At 72.4% G+C, this 13998-nt stretch carries 11 protein-coding genes and 1 pseudogene; 1 reads left to right on the forward strand and 11 read right to left on the reverse strand.

Translation table 11 applies throughout. The features are described 5' to 3' along the window. Position 1: 1 nt before the first annotated feature. The 11 genes from rimM to proS form a co-directional block, all read right to left on the reverse strand. Positions 2 to 556 (reverse strand): ribosome maturation factor RimM, encoded by a 555-nt coding sequence (rimM, locus tag IW248_RS18320; protein WP_196927975.1) that lies wholly within the window; start codon positions 554 to 556, stop codon positions 2 to 4. Then, a complete protein-coding gene (locus IW248_RS18325; protein ID WP_186718042.1) occupies positions 556 to 816 on the reverse strand; it encodes an RNA-binding protein in 261 nt (86 codons plus the stop codon). Before IW248_RS18325 ends, rimM begins: the two co-directional genes overlap by 1 nt. After that, positions 791 to 1336, reverse strand: coding sequence for a 30S ribosomal protein S16 (gene rpsP / locus IW248_RS18330; protein ID WP_196927976.1), 546 nt, complete (start codon positions 1334 to 1336; stop codon positions 791 to 793). Before rpsP ends, IW248_RS18325 begins: the two co-directional genes overlap by 26 nt. 219 nt (positions 1337 to 1555) lie before the next feature. Further along, complete coding sequence (locus tag IW248_RS18335; RefSeq protein WP_196927977.1) at positions 1556 to 3643, reverse strand: geranylgeranyl reductase family protein; 2088 nt, start codon at positions 3641 to 3643, stop codon at positions 1556 to 1558. A 1-nt stretch (position 3644) separates the two neighbouring features. Then, positions 3645 to 4628, reverse strand: a complete 984-nt coding sequence (locus tag IW248_RS18340) for a polyprenyl synthetase family protein (RefSeq protein ID WP_196927978.1) — start codon at positions 4626 to 4628, stop codon at positions 3645 to 3647. After that, positions 4621 to 6159 carry a hypothetical protein gene (locus tag IW248_RS18345; RefSeq protein WP_196927979.1) on the reverse strand — a complete coding sequence of 513 codons (1539 nt, stop codon included), beginning with the start codon at positions 6157 to 6159 and terminating at the stop codon, positions 4621 to 4623. Before IW248_RS18345 ends, IW248_RS18340 begins: the two co-directional genes overlap by 8 nt. A gap of 33 nt (positions 6160 to 6192) precedes the next feature. After that, complete coding sequence (locus IW248_RS18350; RefSeq protein WP_240639042.1) at positions 6193 to 6429, reverse strand: hypothetical protein; 237 nt, start codon at positions 6427 to 6429, stop codon at positions 6193 to 6195. Beyond that, positions 6422 to 10195 carry a PKD domain-containing protein gene (locus IW248_RS18355; RefSeq protein WP_196927980.1) on the reverse strand — a complete coding sequence of 1258 codons (3774 nt, stop codon included), beginning with the start codon at positions 10193 to 10195 and terminating at the stop codon, positions 6422 to 6424. The genes IW248_RS18350 and IW248_RS18355 overlap by 8 nt, the downstream gene beginning before the upstream one ends. 113 nt (positions 10196 to 10308) lie before the next feature. Beyond that, positions 10309 to 10890 carry a hypothetical protein gene (locus tag IW248_RS18360; protein WP_196927981.1) on the reverse strand — a complete coding sequence of 194 codons (582 nt, stop codon included), beginning with the start codon at positions 10888 to 10890 and terminating at the stop codon, positions 10309 to 10311. 103 nt (positions 10891 to 10993) lie between these two features. After that, positions 10994 to 11614: a ribonuclease FAU-1 family protein gene (locus tag IW248_RS18365; protein WP_196927982.1), complete on the reverse strand. Its 621-nt coding sequence runs from the start codon at positions 11612 to 11614 to the stop codon at positions 10994 to 10996. A 49-nt stretch (positions 11615 to 11663) separates the two neighbouring features. Next, positions 11664 to 13070, reverse strand: coding sequence for a proline--tRNA ligase (gene proS, locus IW248_RS18370; protein ID WP_124817715.1), 1407 nt, complete (start codon positions 13068 to 13070; stop codon positions 11664 to 11666). Between the two features lie 218 nt (positions 13071 to 13288). Here proS and IW248_RS18375 point away from each other — a divergent pair. Then, positions 13289 to 13892: pseudogene (locus IW248_RS18375) on the forward strand (TetR/AcrR family transcriptional regulator). Positions 13893 to 13998 lie beyond the last annotated feature (106 nt).

Genomic DNA, 13998 nt, shown 5'->3' on the forward strand with positions numbered 1-13998 from the left:
CCTAAAGGTCGAGCAGTCCGGCTGGCGGGTCGACGACCACACGTCCGCCGGCCAGGTCGACCTCCGGAACGATCGCCCGGACGAACGGGATCAACGCGGTACGCCCCTCGGGGCGCCGCAACACCAGCAGGTCGGACGAGGGAGCGTGGTCGATGCGGGCGACCTCACCCAGGCGTTCGCCGGCGGGGGTCACCACGGCCAACCCGACCAGCTGGTGGTCGTGGAACTCCTCCGGGTCGTCCGGTGGGGCCACGTCGGCGCTGTCCACCACGAGCAGCGTCCCACGCAGCGCCTCGGCGGTGTTGCGGTCCAGGATGCCGTCGAACGCGATAAGCACCCGGCCCTGGTGGAAGCGGGCTTCCTCGATGGTCAGCTCCGCCGGAACCCGGAACGGCACGCCGGGCTCGTCGGTGGCTGGAGGGGGTGTCGCCCCTGGCTCAGTGCGGAGCACTGTGCCAGGGGCGAACCGTGCCTCGGGCTCGTCGGTCCGCACTTCCACGGTGACCTCACCGCGGACACCGTGCGGCTTGCCGATCCTGCCGATGACGAGCTGCATCAGTACGAGTCGACGATGTCGACGCGGACTCCGCGCCCGCCGATGGAGCCGATCACCTGGCGCAGCGCCTTGGCGGTCCGGCCGGACCGCCCGATCACAGTGCCGAGGTCCTCGGGGTGCACGCGGACTTCGAGCCGCTTGCCCCGACGGGAATCGACAAGCCGCACCCGGACGTCATCCGGGTGGTCGACGATGCCCTTGACCAGGTGCTCCAACGCCGGACGCAGTGGCATGTCAGGCCTGCTCACCGGCGTCGGCAGCGGCCGGGGCCTCGGCCGGAGCCTCGGTCTTCGGCGCCTCGGCCGTCGGAGCCTCAGCCGCAGCCTCGGTCTTCGGCGCCTCGGTCTTCGCAGCCTCGGTCTTCGGAGCCTCGGTCTTCGGAGCCTCGGCAGCCTTGGCGGCCTTCTTGGCCGGCTTGGCCGGGGTCTCCGGGGCGAGCCCGGCGGCGGCCTTCGCCTCAGCCTCGTACGCCGCCTTGCGGTCGGCCCGCTCGGGGGCGACCAGGAGCGGCGGCGGGGCGGGCAGGCCCTTGTACTTCTGCCAGTCACCGGTCAGCTCCAGCAGCCGCTGCACCGCCTCGCTCGGCTGGGCGCCGACGGACAGCCAGTACTGGACCCGCTCCGACTTGACCTCGATGATCGAGGGGTCTTCCTTGGGCTGGTAAATCCCGACGAACTCGATCGCCCGACCGTCGCGCTTGGTGCGCGAGTCGGCGATGACGATGCGGTACTGCGGGTTGCGGATCTTGCCCATCCGCAGGAGCCGGATCTTTACGGCCACAGTTGTTTCGCTCCTGTTGCGATCTCACCGGCCCAAACGGGCGGTGTGCATGGGTGAGCGCCGACCGGACCCGTGGGGTTGGGCCGGAGACTACTCGGTGGACTGGCAACGCGCCTGGGTTAGAGGGCGCCGGACGCGCGCCGGATACCAGCGACCCATTCTGCCAGATGAAGCGCCGATCACTCACACCGGAGCCCCAGACCGGCCCGCCCGACGCCGCTACGTGACCGACATCACTCTGCCTTCGGGGTCCACGGGGCCCGGCAACCCGGGGGTGGCCAGCCAACCCAGCAGCTCGCGGGCCGGACCGGCGGGCACGATCCGCAGCGCCTCTCGCGCCCGTTGGGCGTGTTCGGCGATCAGGCCGAGCAGACCGGCCACCCGGGGGTCGTCGGGCGCAACCGCCCCGGGCTGCGCCGCCCCACCCCACCGGGACGCCCCTGCCAGCTCCCGAAGCTGCTCGCCGAGGGCGTGGGCCGCGCCGACCTCACGACCGTACGTGGCCAGCGCGTTCACCACCGGAACCCGGGCGCCTCCGAGCCGGCCGCCGAGCCGACACGGCAACTCGAACGCGATGGCGGCGCGCCCGGCCAGGACGGCACCGCCGGCTCCCCCGCCCGACGACGGGTCGTCGCGCAACTCCTGAGCCCGACCTTCACAGGCCACTGTCAACGCCTCGGCGAACTCGGCGACCACCGGGCCGCCGCCCTGCGCGGCGAACTCGTACGCACGGGCCAACAGGAAGTCCGCGACCAACACCGCGAACCGGTTGCCCCACGGCGTCGGTCGGGGCCCGGTCGACCGGGGCTCCTCCCGGGCGCTGTCCACCGCCAGCCCGGCGAGCAAACCGAGGTCAACAGCTGCGGCGAGGGCGTGCCGAAGCGGATGCTCACGGCCCCCGACCGCCGCGGCGACCAGCAGCAGCACCGCCGGACGCAGCGAGAGGGTCGACAGGTCCTCGTCCACCCCGCCGAGCCGGACGAACATCGGCCAGTCCTCGCGTACGCAGCCGGCCAGCAGCTCGCCCACCGCCATGAGATCGCGCCGCAGGTCACGGGCGAGGCCCGGAGCTGGCTGGGGCAGCGGGTCCAGCAGGACACCCGCCCGCGCCCCGTCCGGGAAGAGCGCCAGCCGGCGGCAGAGGGCGAACAGTGGCCGGTCGTCGTCGAAGGTGGCGTCGAGCACCCGCCAGGCGAGCAGGTAGCGGCGCACCGAGTACCGGCCGGTCTCGAAGTAGCCGGACTGCCGGGCGGCGAGCTGCCGAGCGTACGGAGCCGGGTCCACCGGTCCCGTCTCGGCGCGGCGGAGTGCCGTGTCGATCCGGTCGGCGGCGAGCAGGCCCGATTCCAGGGCGAAGCTGATGCCCTCACCGGTGAACGGGCTCACCAGCCCCGCCGCGTCGCCGACCAGCAGCAGCCCTGGCACACCGCACCGGGACGGGTCGAAGTCCAACCGCAGTGGCGCACCGGTCATCGGTCCGGCCGGACGGGCCGCCCGGAACCGGTGGTCGGTCGCCACCAGCTCGGTGACGAAACGCTCGTACAGCACTCGGACGTTCTCCCGGTGGGTCGGGTCGAAGAGGCCCACGCCAACGTTTGCCGTCCCGTCGCCGACCGGAAACACCCAGCCGTAGGAGGGCAGCACCCGCCGGTCCGTGACGTCCGCCAGCGGAAGGTGGATCTCCAGCAACTCGTCGAGGTCCGCGATCTGGGTGAAGTAGCCCCGGACGGCGAACCCGGTCCATTCCCGGTCCGGGCTACGCAACCCGGCCTGGTGAGCCAGCCGCGAAGAGGCCCCGTCGGCGGCGACCACAGCCGGGGCACGCACCGGAAAACGGCGGCCCGCGTACTCGACCTGCACGCCGTGGACCCCGGCGGCGCCGCCGAGCAGCCGGGTGGCACGTGCCCCGGTCCAGAGCACCGCGCCGGCGCGCACCGCCCGCCGGCACAGCACCGCGTCCAGCTCCAGCCGGGGCACCACCATGCCGTACCCGGTGCCGTCGGGGTCCTCGTAGTGGAAGTCGCGACCGCCCCGCCCGCGCATCCGGATCCGCACCCCGCCGACCCGCTGGGCACCCGTCAGCTCGTCGAGCACTCCCATGTCCGCGAGCAGACGTACGGCGCTGCGGGTCAGGCCGTCGCCGCAGCACTTGTCGCGGGGGAACTCGCGCCTGTCGATCAGCAGAACCCGGCGGCCCAGCACCGCCAGCCGGTAGGCCGCGGCGGCGCCGCCCGGGCCGGCGCCCACGACGACCGCGTCGAAGCCGTCGAGCCGGTCCGGGACCATCGGCGGGTCCGGCGTAGCCATCTCAACCGGCCCTGGTGACGGCGTAGTCGGCGAGTCGGACCAGCGAGTCCCGGGCCGGGCCGGGCGGCAGCGGGTCGAGTCGCCGGGCGGCCCGAGCGGCACGGCTCCGGGCCTCGGCGAGGACCTCGTCCACGGCACCCGAAGCGACGACCAGCTCCGCCACCTCGGCCAGCTCCGCCGGGGTGGGCTCGCGTACTTCCAGGAGGTCGCGTACCCGGCCGGCCGCCGGTGTGTCGCGGGCCAGCAGGCGCAGCACCGACATGGTGTAGATCCCTTCTCGCACGTCCGTCAGTGGCCGCTTGCCGAGCGCCGCGTAGCTGCCGCGCACGTCGAGCGCGTCGTCGGCGAGCTGGAAGGCGACGCCGAGGTCGTGGCCGTACCCGGCCAGCGCCTCGACGGTCGCCGGCGGCGCCCCGGCGAGCAGCGCGCCCAACCGGCAGGGCAACTCGAACAGGGTCGCTGTCTTGCCGGCGATGATCTCCAGGTGCTCCGCCTCGGTCAGCCCGGTGTGGAACGCGTTCTCCGTCTCGCGGAGCTGCCCGGTGCAGAGCGCGACCAGCGCCGCGGCCGCCTCCCGGCCGTACCTGTCGTCGAAGGCGGCGAGCAGGGCGATCGCCCGGGCCACCAGGAAGGTCCCGGCGACGACGGCCGCCGGCTCGCCCCATTCGGCGTTGACGCTGGGGCCGTGCCGCCGCGTGACGGCGCGGTCCATCACGTCGTCGTGGTAGAGCGAGGCCAGGTGCAGCAATTCCAGCGCCGCGGCGGCGTCGAGCAGATGTGCCGAACGGACGGTGCCGAATTCGGCCGCGACCAGCAGTAGCGCGGGACGGATCCGCTTGCCACCTCGGCGCTGCAGTGCCGTCGCCATCGCCCACAGCGCCGGGTCCGACGCTGCGACGGCGTCCCGCATCCGCCGGTCCAGGCCGGCCAGCGCCTCCCGGGTACGGGCGCTGGCCAGCCAGTCCAGTTCAGGTGCGTCACCCACCGTGACCGGCGCTCCCACCGCCACCGCAGCCACAGCCGCCGTCGCCGCGCCGCCCACTGCCCGGAGCGCACAGAGTGGGCACCCGCTCGACCAACTCCTGCGCCTTCTGCAGCAGCTGCTCGTCGTCGAGCATCCGCAGGATCTCCATCGGAGTACGACCAACGGCGTCGTTCGCCAGCGCCAGCACCTCCTCGGCGGCGGAGAGTTCCTCGGTGGTCAACCGGTCCGCGAAGCGGCGCAGCGTCTTGCGGGCCTCGTCGATGTGCTCGGTGGTGAGCGTCGCCTCGGAACGCTGCGGCTGGAGCATCGCCGCGCGGGCCGTCTCGGCGTAGGTGTCGTAGAGCTTCTGCAGGTGCCGCCGGTCGGCGTCGGAGAGCTTCGTCGCCCGCGCCCGGGCGACCAGCCGGTCCTCGTTGGCGAAGTAGGTGTCGACAGCGAACCGGCCGACCCGGGTCTGCTGCAGGTAGCGCTGCCGGAACTCCTTCTCGACCGCCACATCGAGGTCGACGTCACGGTCCAGGACCCGGCGGGCGGTGCTGCTGGAGGCGCAGCCGCAGGCGCTCTCGTTGCCACCTTCGCCGCCCAGGTAGACCACCGACCCGGAGTCGCCACCCTCGGACAGGTGGGCGGTGGCGATCTGGCCCTCGAAGCTCAACACGCCGACGCCGGGGCCGTAGTCGATGCTCGCGCTGACATCCAGCTCGGTCACCGTGGAGGTGGTGTACTCCGTGGTCCGGCCGACCTTCTCCACATTGCTGCCGATGTCGACGCCGGCGATGGCGTTCGCACCGCTCAGAAACGTCACGTCGAGCTGTTGCAGCACCTCGTCGATGGGGTTGATCAGGGTCCGGTTGCACGAGCCCGCGAAGAGCAGACCGATCGCCGGGTGGTCGCTGTTGGCCACCGGGAAGATGTCGTCTTTCACCCGGTCGACCACGTCGTTGGGCTGGGAGACCTGGCCGATAGCGCAGTCCACCCGATTGCCGGCCGCGTTGATCATGACGAATCGCTTGAGCGTGGCGATGGTGTCGGCCGGCGCGGTGCCGCCGTCGGCCGGGCCGGGCTGCACGATCGCGTCGCCGATCGCCCCGGCGTTCGAGTTGGCCAGCACGTGGTTGTTGCTCAGGATGCAGAGCGACCCGTCGGTGTTGTCGGTGACCAGCGCGCCGAGCGTGCCGGCCGTGACGTCGATGTGCGCGACGCTCACCCCGTTGGGCGCCGGGCGTTCCCGAGCGGTGAACTCCTGGGCGAAGAACGGGCCGGTCTCCACCACGTCGACCTCGACGAAGTCGGGCCCGAAGTAGACCCGCCGCGGCAGCAACCGGGTGGTCGGTAGGAACTGCCTCGGCACCTTGCGTACCACGTACACCACCAGGGCCGGCTCGTCCGTGCGGCGGCCGCTGACCTCCCGTCTGCCGTAGGCGAGGCCGCTGACGTTCGGGTCGCCCAGCAGCCCGGCCAGTGGTCCTCGACGGGCCGCCCGGGCCAACGCCCGGGCCTTGACGTAACTGTCGTCGTTGGAATTGGACATGGCCGCCTCCTGCCGATGGAACGGGGTGATGGATCAGGTTGGGCGGGCCTCGAACGGCCCGGTGAGCACGAAGCGCAGCGCGACACCGTCGACGCGCTCGCTGGTGCGGGCCACCAACACGGGGTCGGTGACGTAGACGGTGATGACGTACGGTCCGGCCGGGTCGGGCCGACCGATGCCGGTGCCGACTGCGGCGAACCGTCGGGTGAGGTCAGCTCGGTGCGCGGCCAGCACGGCACGGACGGCGTCGAGCGAGCCAGGCTCAGCCACAGCAGCCGCCACGCAACGGCGGGTCGGATCGGCGCGCCGGGCCGGTCGCAGCGGGGTCGATCGGAACCGGGTGCGACGTGGGGTCGCCGTGTTCGTCAGCGGAGTCGTCGTCCGGCCCGGAGGCGTCGGCGTACTCGGCGCAGAGCCGGACCAGCAGCCCTTCGGCCGACCGCCCGACGATCCGGACGGCGACGATGCCGGGGCCGGTGAGAGTCACCGTCGCCGGGCCCGGAGGCGAGTTCGCCGGCACGTCGACGCGGTCGAGTGGCGCACCGTCGTCGTCGAGCGCGGTCAGCTCGACCGGTTTGCCGCCCTGGTTGACCAGGGTGACGATGACCCGGTCCGCCGGGTGGGGCAGTCCGACCTGGACGCCGGCGCCGAGTTGCAGGGCCGCACCGCCGGTAGGCGGCCCGACCGCGACGACCACCCGGCCGACGCCGTCCACGGAACGGATGAGGAACTCGTGGTCCGTCCACTCCGCCGGGAACTGGGTGCCGGGCTGCCGGCCGGCGAAGTCGAGGCAGTCACGCGGCCGTGGCGGCGGCGGCTCCGTCGGGCAGTACGGCTGCACGGCCAGCAGGTCCACGTCGTCGAACCACACCCGCCCGCCGCCCCTTCGGGGTTCACGCCCGTCGGCCACCGCCTCCAGGAAGACGGTCAGCGCGGCGGCCTGGGCAGCGACGCGTACCGTCAGCGGGCTCCACCGCTGGGCGCTCGTGCCGTCGCTCCAGACGACGGCGGCGGAGGTCGGGTCGGTGCCGCCGGTGGGGTCGACGCCCAGCCGCGCGGTCGAGGGGTCGGCCTGGTCGAGGTCGTACCAGGCGGTGAGCTGGTAGGCCCAGCCCGGGTTGGCCCCGATCTGCTGCCGGACGCCGACCCGTTGCTGCGGCCCAGGCACCAGCCCCTGTGCCCGGCGACCACCGTGCACCACGAAGTTGCTCGCGGCGTGCTGGCCGGTGCCGCCGGCCGCCGAGCCGGCGAGCACGTATGGCTCCCAGCCGTTGGCGACCTGTCCGGTGGTGCGCTGGGCGAACCCGTCCTCGAAATGCCGGTTGACCACGTCGACGGCCCGGACCACCAACTCGTCGACACCTGTCCCGCCGTCGTCGTCGGTGACCGTGCACCGGGTCAGGAACGTTCCGCAGTCCGGGTAGCGGTGGGACAGCACGGCGGTCCCCCGGCCGATCGGCGGCTCGTGCGTCTCGTCGACCAGGGCCGGCAGCGGCGGGGTGCAGTCGCCGAAATCCCAGACCGCGGTGTGCGTGTCGCACCAGCCGGGATCGGTGAACCGGGCGGTGAGGGTCAGGACCGTGCAGGGGTAGGTGAACAGATCGGGGCCGGCATCGACCGTCGGCGGGACGTTGCGCACCGTCACGGTTCGGGTGTCCGTCGCCATCCCGCCGTTCTGGTCCCGGACCCGCAGGGTCACCTCGTACACACCGTTGTCGCACCAGGCGTGCCGCACCGTGCTGGTGCCCTCGGCCCGGGGTGGGGTGTTGGTCTCCACGACCGTGCCCGGTTCGGTGGGTTGGGCGTCGCCGAAGTTCCAGGTGGTCTCGTGGGTGTCGGCGTACTCGACGTCGCTGAACCGGCCGACGAGCGTCACCACCTCACCCTCCTCGACGGTGAGGTCCGGGCCGGCGTCGACAGTGGGCGGCACGTTGGCGACGTACACCAGCGCGAAGTGGCGGCTGGTGGCGCCGCCGGGCTGGTTGATCGTCAACGAGTGCGCCGCCAGGTAGGTGCCGCTGGCCGCGTAGACGTGGTTGACGTCCGCGGTGGCGGCCGGTCCCGCGCCGTCGCCGGTCAGCCAGGTGTAGCCGGCGGCGGCGCTGGTGTGCCCGGCGGCCAACAGGAGGGCCGACTGGGCCGTCCCGGTGTACGGCCCGCTGCTGCGGGCGGCGAGCACCTCGGTGCTCTCGCAGGAGCTGAGCACCTCCAGGTCGCCACCGAGGAGGAGCCCGTCGGCGTTGATCACGATTGGGTCGAAGAAGACAGCCCTGACCCGCCCGATCCGGGCCAACTCGGGCGGCCAGCCGGTGATGCCGCTGACCGCTCCGGTGATCGGGTCGACAAGGCGCGACCCGCCGATGTTGTTGACCACGGCCGTGATCACCGCGGCGATCACGATGATGATGACCCCGATCAGGATGCTCCCGGCGCCGAAGCTGATGATCGCCAAGATGATGGCGATGACCCAGAACAGGACCGACTCCTCGGGGTCGACGTCCGGCTCGCCGATCAGGTGGTTGTCCATCCGCTGGACCCCGTCGGGATCGAGGTCGCCGCTCGGGGTCCAGTGCAGTCCCACGTCGGCCCGGAAGCTGGCGTCGACGTCGATGCTGCCGAGGATCGCGTCGATGACGGTCAGCTCTCCGGTCATCCGGATCGACCCGTCGCGGAGTACGACGTCCAACTCACGGACGTCCGCCTTGTCGTCGCCCTGGTCGACGCGGCGCGGCAGGTCGCTGTCCGCCCAACCGTTGGTGACCCGGGCGGAGTCGATGTTCTCCTGCACGATCGTCCCGTCGAGCAGGATGGCGAAGTCCCGACCGGCCGGTACGACGTTTGTCATCGCCCCGATGTCGGCGCCCTCGCCGGCGTTGATCGCGATCACCAGCAGATCGGCGAAGACCCGGGTGGCGACGGTGTCGGCCTCGAACACCTCGCCACCGACCTCCGGCGTCCACAGTGCCAGGAAGCCCCGCCCGACCAGGTCGCCGAAGAGCAGGTCGCCGATGGCCGTCTCGATCTGCGCCACGGTTGGCACCACCACGCTCTGCGCCCCGAAGCCGTGCACCAGCGCCGCCCCCTGCTGGTTGAGCTGGGCTTGCAGCGCGTTGTCGAGGAATCCGAAGAGGGTGGCGTTGTTGGTGGTGAAGTGGGTGCCCTCGATGCCGGGTGCCGGGTTGATCGGTCCGGCGACCACGGTCGCGGTGTCGAACCGCAACGTGTACGCCCCCGGCGGGGTCTCCAGCGGCACCGTGATGGCGAGCCGGGTTTCCACAGCCATCGGGTCGGCCAGCGCGGGCGCCACGCCACTACCCACGATGTGGAACATCCGCAGGTAGACCGGCATGCTGATGAGGACGTGCCCCGGATCGGGCTGACTGACGTCGATCCGGTGGGCGGGGTCGGCCTGGTCGTCGTAGATCTCCAGGTGGGTGTCGAGGGTGTAACTGCCGACGCCGAGTCCCAGTACCAGCCCGGTGTCGTCCTGCTCGTGCGGGATCGCCGGGATACCGGGATGCAGCACGCCCCCGGGGCCGCCGTTCTCGTAGGCAGAGTGGACGTATTCGCCGAGGATCTGCACGAGCTTCGGGGCGAGAGGGTCGCCGCTGGTCAGAGTCGCGGTGACCGCGCTGCGGGGCAGGCCGTCAAAGCGCAGCCCCACGTTCTTCGAGTCGGGCAGCACCCCGATCGGCACGGCGGCATGCGCGGTGGCGGTGAGGTCCAGCAGTTGCGCGGATGGCACCGGCGGGTCGGCGACGGTCACCTGGATGATCAAGCCGAAGGTGAGTTCGCAACCGTCGATGTCGGGCCGTGGGGTGGCGTCGAGCTGGTCCCGGGGGATCTCCACCTGGCCGCCGGCCGTGGTGAACCCGCCGATCCCGAGGCCGGCCGGGACCGGCAGGTATTGCGGGATACGTCCCTCGTCGGTGCTGGTGTCGCCACACTCGGCCGACTTCCAGGCGCCCTGCAGGGCCTTGCGGAGAACGGGCGGGGTCGCCTCGATGACGACCTCGAAGCCATGGGTGTCGGCCATTGGTCCCCCTTCGGGGCCGGTGTGGTGGAGGCCGGAGGGTGTGGACGGCCGGATGCCGGGCCGGACGTCGGGAGTTGCCTGGGACCGTCGCCGCGCGACGGGCCGCCTGTTGGTCAGCGGGGGTGGGTCTCGGGTTCCGGCTCCGGCGCTGGCGACTGGAGCCGGCCGGTCACCGCCGTCAACGGTGTGGTCACCGCACCGCTGAGGATCGCGGCGAAGGCCCGCGGGGGCGCGAACCTCGGCCGGCGGGCGGAAACCCTCCGGTACTCCAGCAGCGGTTCCATCACCGGGTGCCGGTCCCGGAACGGTTCCAGCGGGTCGGGGCCGGCGCCGCCGGGCTGCCAGCGCGGCGGGTCGGTGTCCGGTTCATCACCGTCGGGGCAGGCCGGGAGCACGCCCAGGTCGGTCAGGAGCCGGCGGACGGTGGGGCCGTCGTCGGGGTCGACCTGACGATCGACAAGCCGGGCGATCGCGGTACGCAGCTCGGCGAGCTTCTCGGCGGCGGTCGGTCCGAGTCGGATGCGGTCGCCGATGCCGGTACGGGTGTCGGGGTTGAACTCGTAGCCGAGGTGCTCGACGGCCAGCAGCGGATTCGTGGCTGCCGCGATCGCGACGGCGGGAGCGGCATTCAGCCTGGCGAGGATCACGCCGGCGCGGGCCTGCAGGTCGGAGAAGGTGTTGATCTGGTCGACCATGAGGGTCTCCCATTACTGGTGGTGACGTTGCCTGAACCCTAGGCCGCCACGTCGCGCACGCACGCTCTATGTCCGCAGGATGACACCGAGTAATCGGAGCAGGTCAGCGGACTGGTGCTCGGTCCCAGCCGGCGGGCAACCCGTCCGGTACACCCCAGCCCGGCGGCGGAGTGTAGTCACACCAGGTGCCGTCGAACGGGAACTCGCCGGCCTCGGCGAGCGCGATCACCCGCTCCCCCTCGGCGCGGACCGCCTTCTCGTCGGTCACCCAGTAGTCGGCGCCGAAGGCGAGTCGCTCGACGAACTCGCCCTCGTCCTTCCACTGCCAACTCAGGTCCGGGTGGACGACCACGTCCAGGTCCTGGTCCACCACGTCCACCCCGGCCACCGGCCCGTCGTCCCACCGGACGCCCGGCTCCTCCAGGTTGACGTACCAGTTCAGGAAGCGCCCCTGCGCGTCCCGGAACCACCAGACCGAGTGCGCCGCCCCTGTGGGCAGGAACTTCAGCAGCGGCGGGCCGTTCCAGCGCCCCCGCGCCAGCCGGTACGTCGACGAGATCCACTCGGCGAACGGCATCGCCCGCATCCCCAGCCCGGCCTCGGTCACCTCGTGGGCGACCGGCGAGTCCCGGGCGATCCAGACCAGCAACCCCCGGTCGTCGTCGCTGACCACGCGGGCCGGCCGGACCCACCCGATCCGGCCGTGCCGCACGTTCCGATGCATGATCAGCCGGCCCGGCTCGAACCGGTCGACAGGGTTGCCCGGCCGCACCTCAGTAGGCGCGGGCGAGGATCGCGACCAGGTCGGGCTCGTCCTCCGAGTCCGGTACCGAACCATCGGCGCGCAGCAGGCAGCGCACCGTGACGCCCTGACCGTTCGCCTCCGCCTCGCCGGCCACGCCGACCGCCGACCACGGCACCCGCGCCCAACCGGTCGCGGCGGCCTCGATCGCCTCCGCCAGGGTGGCCACCTCCACGGTGCGCGACTCGCGGTTGGCCAGCGCCTGGTCGTGCAGCACCTGCTGATCGGTCTCCAGGGCGGCCAGCACCGCGGCGACCACGTCGGCAACCGGCGTCGGGGTCTTCGAGCCGTCGGTCCGGCGCACCACCGTCGCGTTGCCCACGGCCAGGTCACGAGGGCCGACCTCGACACGTACCGGATAGCCGCGCAGCTCGGCGTCGACGGCCCGGCGGCCGAACGGGGTGTCGGTCCGGTCGTCGAGCGCGACCCGGACACCGGCGTCGCGCAGGCCGTCGCGCAGCTTGGCCGCCGCCGCGCCGACGCCGTCACCATCCTTGACGACCATGACGTACGCCTGGATCGGTGCCAGCCTCGGCGGCACACGCAGGCCGTTGTCGTCGCCGTGCGCCATGATCAGCCCACCCAACATTCGGGTGGACGTGCCCCAGGAGGTGGTCCAGGCGTGCTCCCGGCCGCCCTCCTTGGAGGAGTAGCTGATGTCGAACGCCTTGGCGAAGTTCTGGCCCAGCTCGTGGCTGGTGCCCAGCTGCAACGCCTTGCCGTCGCCCATCATGCCTTCGCAGGTGTACGTGGCCGTCGCGCCGGCGAACCGCTCGCGCGTCGTCTTCAGGCCCACCACCACCGGAATGCCGATCACGTTGACCATCAGGTCCTCGTACGCCTCGTGCAGGATCCGCCGCGCGTACGCCCGGGCGTCCTCGCGGGTGGCGTGCGCGGTGTGCCCCTCCTGCCAGAGGAACTCGCTGGTACGCAGGAAGATCCGCGGACGAAGCTCCCACCGGACCACGTTCGCCCACTGGTTGAGCAGCAACGGCAGGTCCCGGTACGAGTCGATCCACTTGGCCATGAACTCGCCGATGACCGTCTCGCTGGTGGGGCGCACCACGATCGGCTCGGCCAGGGGCTTGCCACCACCGTGCGTGACGACCGCCAGCTCCGGCGAGAAGCCCTCGACGTGCTGCGCCTCGCGCTTGAGGTAGCTCTCCGGGATGAACAGCGGGAAGTACGCGTTCTCCGCACCCGCCGCCTTGATCCGGGCATCCATCTCGAGCTGCATACGCTCCCAGATGGCGTAGCCGGCCGGTCGGATGACCATGGTGCCGCGAACCGGGCCGTTGTCGGCCAGCTTCGCCTTGGCGATCAGGTCCTGGTACCAGCGGGGGAAATCCTCCGCACGGGGAGTGAGCACGCGTGCCATGACCGCACATCCTATGCGCCACGCGGGCGGCCACCGCGTCCGGGAGTCGCCAAGCCGCGCCGTGCCGCACTCCGCGCCCGCGCCGTGCCGCTCCGAGTGGTCCCGAGTGGTCCCGAGACCGCGTTGGGTGGGTCCACGGCGTTGCGTGGGTCCACGGCGGTGGGCGGGCCTGGACGACGCTGGGCGGGCCGAGGGTGCGACCGTAGAATTCGACCACCATGGCTACATCGACGGACTCCCCTCGACAGCGGCTGCGGGACACGATCGTGGACGCCGCCCGCGCGCGGACCATCACCGCCGGGTGGGACGCGGTCCGGATGGGCGGAGTGGCCACCACTGCCGGGGTGAGCCGGCAGACCGTCTACAACGAGTTCGGCAGCAAGGCGGGCCTCGCCGAAGCGCTCGCCCGCGCCGAGGTGGACCGGTTCGTCGGCGACGTTCGCGACGCGCTGCTCGCACACGGCTCCGACGTACGGGCCGGCGCGTACGCCGCCATCGCGCGCACCCTCTCCACAGCGGCGGACTAACCCGTTGGTCACAGCGATCCTGACCAGCGCCCGGGGCGGCTCGGACGAGCTACTGCCGTACCTCACCACCAGGGCCGAGGTGGTGCTCACCGAGGCGTCCGGCGCGCTGATCGACCGGGCCGGCGACCACCTGCCCGGGGCGGACCGGGCCGCACTGGCTTTCGCCGCCGACACCACCGTCCGCCTGGTGGTCAGCCACATCGTGCTCCCCCGCGAACCGATCGAGCAGACCGCCACGGCCCTCGCCGACCTTGCCGTACACCTCTTCAGCGCCGCCGCCCGCCCAGCCCCCTGAGCCCCCGGCCGCCCCCTGAGCCCCCCGGCCGCCCCCTGAGCCCTCCGGCCGCCCCCTGAGCCCCCCGGCCGCCCCCTGAGCCCTCCGGCCGCCCCCGGCGCCCCCG

Origin of the sequence: Micromonospora ureilytica (assembly GCF_015751765.1) — a bacterium.
Taxonomy (GTDB): Bacteria; Actinomycetota; Actinomycetes; order Mycobacteriales; family Micromonosporaceae; genus Micromonospora; species Micromonospora ureilytica.